The organism is Acetobacter fallax (genome assembly GCF_011516735.1).
Taxonomy (GTDB): Bacteria; Pseudomonadota; Alphaproteobacteria; order Acetobacterales; family Acetobacteraceae; genus Acetobacter; species Acetobacter fallax.
The window spans coordinates 1-5,443 of sequence record NZ_WOSX01000088.1; the positions used below are offsets into that span (position 1 = coordinate 1).

3 protein-coding genes and 1 pseudogene are annotated in these 5,443 nt (G+C 49.3%); 3 read left to right on the forward strand and 1 reads right to left on the reverse strand.

The features are described from left to right. Nucleotides 1-462 precede the first annotated feature (462 nt). On the forward strand, nucleotides 463-1,422 hold the full coding sequence (locus GOB85_RS18290) for an NAD-dependent epimerase/dehydratase family protein (RefSeq protein ID WP_173578804.1): 960 nt from the start codon (nucleotides 463-465) through the stop codon (nucleotides 1,420-1,422). Nucleotides 1,423-2,022: 600 nt separating this feature from the next. After that, nucleotides 2,023-4,119 carry a glycosyltransferase family protein gene (locus GOB85_RS18295; protein ID WP_173578803.1) on the forward strand — a complete coding sequence of 699 codons (2,097 nt, stop codon included), beginning with the start codon at nucleotides 2,023-2,025 and terminating at the stop codon, nucleotides 4,117-4,119. Between the two features lie 77 nt (nucleotides 4,120-4,196). Here GOB85_RS18295 and GOB85_RS19505 read toward each other — a convergent pair whose 3' ends face one another. Further along, the gene (locus GOB85_RS19505; protein ID WP_242011626.1) at nucleotides 4,197-4,400 is read right to left on the reverse strand and encodes an IS110 family transposase; all 204 of its coding nucleotides are present in this window, start codon (nucleotides 4,398-4,400) and stop codon (nucleotides 4,197-4,199) included. A gap of 415 nt (nucleotides 4,401-4,815) precedes the next feature. Between GOB85_RS19505 and GOB85_RS18305 the strand changes: the two are divergent. Next, nucleotides 4,816-5,318 (forward strand): annotated as a pseudogene (locus tag GOB85_RS18305) (transposase). The last annotated feature ends 125 nt before the right edge of the window (nucleotides 5,319-5,443 follow it).

Sequence of the window (5,443 nt, forward strand, 5' to 3'; positions counted from 1 at the left end):
TTGCTGCTCGCACGGCGTGCGTGGTCGTGGCGCTGCCATGACGTATCTGTCCCATAATGCTTCCTTCCACTCACGTGAAAATATCACACCACCAAACCCCGGGACTAAACACCTAGGACACCAAGATCGCTCAGACGGGCAAGCCGTTCATCAATGTCAAAAAATCCTGGCTGCTTCATTCCGCCATCTCCCCCCATCAAGGCATGAGAGATGGAATCACAGAGACATACTCAAAACCAGAGGGTTTTTCGAACCCTCAACATGCTCGCATATCCTCATCAAATCTGTCCACACTGCTTGGACAGAGCTCAAAATCAGCATGCCTGCGCCGAGCAGAAGACAGCGCTGGTGACACTGGACAGCTATCAAGTCACAGCATTACCTTGACCGGAAGCTATTTGGAAATTACATCCAGTTGCAATGTCCGAATGATATTATTAGTAGCTTTAGGTGGTAGATACGGTGCTTGTTGCAAACGGATCAAGGCTAGAACGAGATCAGCTCGTATTAGTGACGGGTGGGCACGGACTGCTTGGCAAGACGTTGCAATCCGAACTTCGAGCGCAGGGTTTCGAGAATATTATCGCGCCTAAGCGTAATGAGTTGGACTACCTAGATCTTGAAGCGACGCGTGCATTTTTCTCAGAACATCGTCCTCATGTGGTTTTTCATCTTGCTTCTGTTGTCTTTGGCTTGCTCGGTAATATGGAAAACCAAGTTCGAGCTATTGCTGACAGCACAATCATTAATCATAATGTTTTCCTCACCTCAGCTGAGATGGGTGTAAAGAAAATATTCTTCGCGGGTAGCGTTGCGTCATATCCATTTCCTTATACGTCTCTTCCGTTGCGCGAGGATATGTTATGGCAAGGTGTTCCGCATGCCGGTGAGTTTGGTTATGCTCACGCCAAACGACATGCTCTGGCCTATCTCGAGCTGCTTCGCGACAATACTGGTCTCGATTTTTTCTACGGCATTTTGACCAATTTATATGGTCCCAATGATCGTTTTGATGATGCGCATGGTCATGTCATTCCATCACTGATCAGAAAAATGCATCGTGCCATTCATGATGGAGACCCATTCAAAGTTTGGGGAAGTGGTGTTGCGAAGCGTGATTTCATGCATGCCCGTGATGCTGCTGCCGCGATCATCGCTGGCATGGACCAACTCTCTGGTGTCGCCAATATTAGTAGCGGCGAATCAGTCACGATCAGAAACGTGGTCGAAGCTCTTGTGAAGGCGGCACATTATAAAGAGGAAATCATCTGGGAAGTCGATAAGCCCGTAGGTGTCCCAGATCGGTCCGTATCGAATGAAATACTTCGTGAGATTGGTTTCCGATGCTCCTACGGCCTTGATGAGGGTATCAGGGAAACATGGGAGTGGTTTGAAAACCACATTCTTTCAGCTCGATTGTGAGATCATCCTGATTGCCTATAGTAATAACAAGGTAGGATGGTGACCTCCATATATCTGGCATCGTTAGATGCCAGATATATGGAGGTCGTTTCTCACTTGGTGAGCTTCGAAAATTTTGTCGTCGGATGCTTCTTAAAAGAAGTCATTGCAAGGGTTGCATAGACGTTTTGGAAGAGCTGAGAATCTTATTCTCATAGAGAACAACGTATAATAGTGGTCAAAGAAATGAAACATCGTTCAGATTATCCTTGCTCTCAGAACGATGTTTCTGATGCGAATTCAAGTAAAAATTTCACGTTTGCAGTTGTTTTGACGTGGCCAGACATAAAAAACGCCGAGTACGAGGTTGTACAACGTATTAGACGAGCATCAGAAAATATAGGTGTCAATTTATTTATTTTAAATAATGATGGGTATAAATTGTGGTCGACAATAGGAGGGAAGCTGACGGGGAATGAGCGAATAACGCCTTGTGAGTGCAGTTTTGTTATATCTTTGCACTTTGAGTCACCACGGCTATACGATATTTTTAGTTACACAGCACTATGGAACCCGCCCGAATTTTATTCGGGACCCGGTTATTCCCGGACAATACAACAGATGGCAAGTCACTGCGACGTGCTATCGTGCCATTCTGACATAGCAGATTCCCATGCACTGAATGTTTTTGAAGGTCTTGGTCGTAACCTTCAGAAACCGTTGCCAACGTTGTTTCACAGCGTTCCAGAACCTTGCTTCGCGCCGAATATAACAGAGAAATCCAAGCTTTTTTATATTGGGATAAACTGGGAACGTATTAATGGCGAGAAGGGGCGATATCATGATCTTCTTGCGCTTCTTGATAAAGAAAACCTCATTCAGATCTATGGTCCCAAGACGTTTCTCGGGGTGGAGCCTTGGGCAGGCTTTATTAGTTATTCCGGAGAGTTGCCATTTGATGGAAAAAGCGTCGTCAAAAGTATTAACGCATCAGGAATTTGTTTGGTTCTGTCTTCGGGAGCGCACCAAAAATCCGGCATTATGAGCAACAGACTTTTCGAGGGTCTCGCTGCTGGGGCCGTTATTATTGCAAATAGAAATCCGTTTATTATGAAATATTTTTCTGATTGCGTTTATTGCGTGGATGACAGTCTGAATTCCGCTGCCTTTGCCTCGACCATTCGTGATGTGGTTTTACACATCAGGGCAAATGTTGAAGAGGCACGGGATATGGCGATACGTGCCCAAAAGCGATTCTTAGAGTCATTTACCCTTGAGAAGGGCCTGACGGATATCATTCAGAGACATCCGGAGCGGGTTGCAGCCTTCATCGAGCGTACTGCTGGCCATGATATTAAAACCATAACAGTCATTGTAGAATACGCGGGCCTTGATATCGACGTTCTTCTGTCGATGCTGGAAAATGCTACCCGGCAGGTGCGCGTACATGTGGATCTGCTGATTGTCTGCGATTCCCGGATTCGAGAGACTTACGAAGACAATATCCTCGAAATACTGCATGGAAAAATTGCATCGGTCAGATACTATGATGACAATTTTTGTTCAGTTGACGACGAACTTGATGTGCTGCCGGTACGAGTCAAAGGAACTGGGGAACAGATAATCGCCGCACTACGCGACATCAAGACGGACTATTTCTGTTTCATGCAGGCTGATGATTTCTGGTTCAGCGATCATCTCTCGTCTCTGGCCTTTGCCTTATCTAAGGTACCAAAATCCAGTTTCAGTTGCTCCGGACGGATTGGGGAGATTAAGGGTAATGGAGAAAATCTGATACGACATGTCGAAGAACTGACTCTTTCCAATATCTGGTCGCTCGCAGATGGATTTTTCAATAGAAATGTAGGTCGTTTCTTATATGATAGATCCTTGCTTGCTGATCTGCCGACCGAACTATTTGCGATACTGGATGGGTTCCATTACCGTTGGTTCAATACGAAGGGGTTGCTGGACGGTAATCTGATCCAGACAAACTACGCTACTTATGTAGATCTTCGTTGGCGAATTGATACCCTTCCGAAGCCATTCTATGATGAGCAGGAGCAGAGCGCATTCCTGCGAGATGCCCTGCGCGGAAATCCGCAATGGATCAAATTGTCTGCCATATTGCAGCAAGGTCAGGTCTCAGGTGCTGAGACGGTGGCCGATAGAGGTCGTGAAGCTGTTTGCATTCGTCTGGATCATATGTATTCGCTCAATGCAGGTGGGGATGGATTGGATCTGCTCCGAGACGGATTTTCGCATCCAGAACATGAGTTTATCTGGATCGACGGCAAGAGGGGTAGTTTCACGTTTATCGTTCCCTCCGATAAGGAGGCACTGGACATTGCGCTAGTTATGGGGGGCCGCAATCGTGAAACGGACAATGCGCTACAGGAGTGCACATTGTTCGTAAATGATCAAAAAATCGAAACCTTTACGGTCAAAGAGGAGCTGGCGCTGTATAGTGTTCGTTTGCCATCTATCGAGAGTGGAGCGGCAAGGTTCAGCCTTGAACTGGATCATGCCGAACCTGTTACCTCCACTCAGGGCGCCATTCTGGATCCACGGAAACTTGGCTTGAGATTGGCAAAGATAGGTGTGATGAAAGCTGGCGCCGGACAAGAGATCGTGTCTGCGGTCAAGCCGAGAACAGATGCTGTTACAGCTTCGAAAAGTCTGATCAGACGCCTGTTGAAACGCTCTTCACGCCCCTAGAGTATCCGTGGTGATCAAGCAGATTTTTGCGCCCACAGCCGGTCATCGCGGAGCAATGTGTTGGCAAGACGACGAGCTTAGCGTGTTTTCCGGCCGTGGTGAGGCGGTCCGTAGACGCGCTTGAGGTCCGGGTTGAAGCGCATGGCGACAAGCGCCGGCATATAGAGCGCCTGGCGGAGCACGGCGCGGCCACTGCGAACGGCGCTCCTGCCGGACCATTTGCCGGATTGCTGCGTCATGGGTGCGAGGCCGGCAAGTGCCGCGGCTTGGCTCTCCTCCATGGAGGCCGAGTTCGGGCATGTTGGCCAGCAGGGCGTAAACCGTGATGGCACCTAAGCCGGGGATACTCGCCAGCACCTGCAGTCGGCGCGACAGGTCGACATCGCTGGCGATCAGCGCCTCGATGGCCGCGTCCATGGGAATGAGTTGGGCTGCGATCTGACGCAGACCTTCGGTCGCGAGACGTGCCTCGAGCATCCGGTGTAGGGGCCCGGGATCACCGATCCAGCGAAGCAAGATCGAATGGCCCTTGCTGGCTCGGCCCGACAAGGCCTGCGTTATCCCGACCCGTCCCCTTCCCGCTGCATGTGGGGTAGCCACCCCACATGCAGCGGTCCTTCGTCGCACACGGCGACATGGAACGCATAAGACAAGGGTGTTATGTAATTTCTGTCGTGAGTGTTGCAGAACAGATGGATGAATACTGTTCGCAAACCGTATTCGTCTGATCTGACTAATGAGGAATGGGAGCGTATAGCGCCCCCAGATGCCGCCTTCGCGTCGACGTGGAAGCGGACAACAGACTTCTCTGATATCATCAGTGCGCTGCACTATCTTATTCGTTCAGGCTGCGGCAGGGAGATGCTGCCGGTTCATTTTGTCCCATGGCAGACGGTTTGCTGGTGGTTTCGCAGGCACTGGCCATGGGTGAAGCACTGCTCGTCGATGGTGCTTATGACCGACTCAAACTTATAGACAAGGCGGCCTATCTCGATTTTGTTCTTGAGATAATCCATCATCGCGACGGTGCGAAAGGTTTCGAGTTACTGCCATCGCAGATGGGTTGTGGAACGAACATTCGTCTGGATGACGAGATGGCGACGTCTCATGCGCGATTGCGAGCATCGCATTGACGTGTCACAAACCATGATTCTCATCGTCATGGGGGCAATCTCATGCGCAGAAACGCCCATCGGTGAATTCCCAAAGAGGTTCTTAGTGTCTGACCGAAAATGAGTTGAGTGATTTCAGCGGGTTATGATTCATGGGTTTGCGATAACCTGATGAGATCAAGATGGCCTGGACTGAAATCACCCGAGCGCAG

Coding starts and splice junctions, on each gene's coding strand:
- GOB85_RS18295 (WP_173578803.1), top strand. CDS start 2,023: ATGGCAAGTCACTGCGACGTGCTATCGTGCCATTCTGACATAGCAGAT.
- GOB85_RS19505 (WP_242011626.1), bottom strand. CDS start 4,400: ATGGAGGAGAGCCAAGCCGCGGCACTTGCCGGCCTCGCACCCATGACG.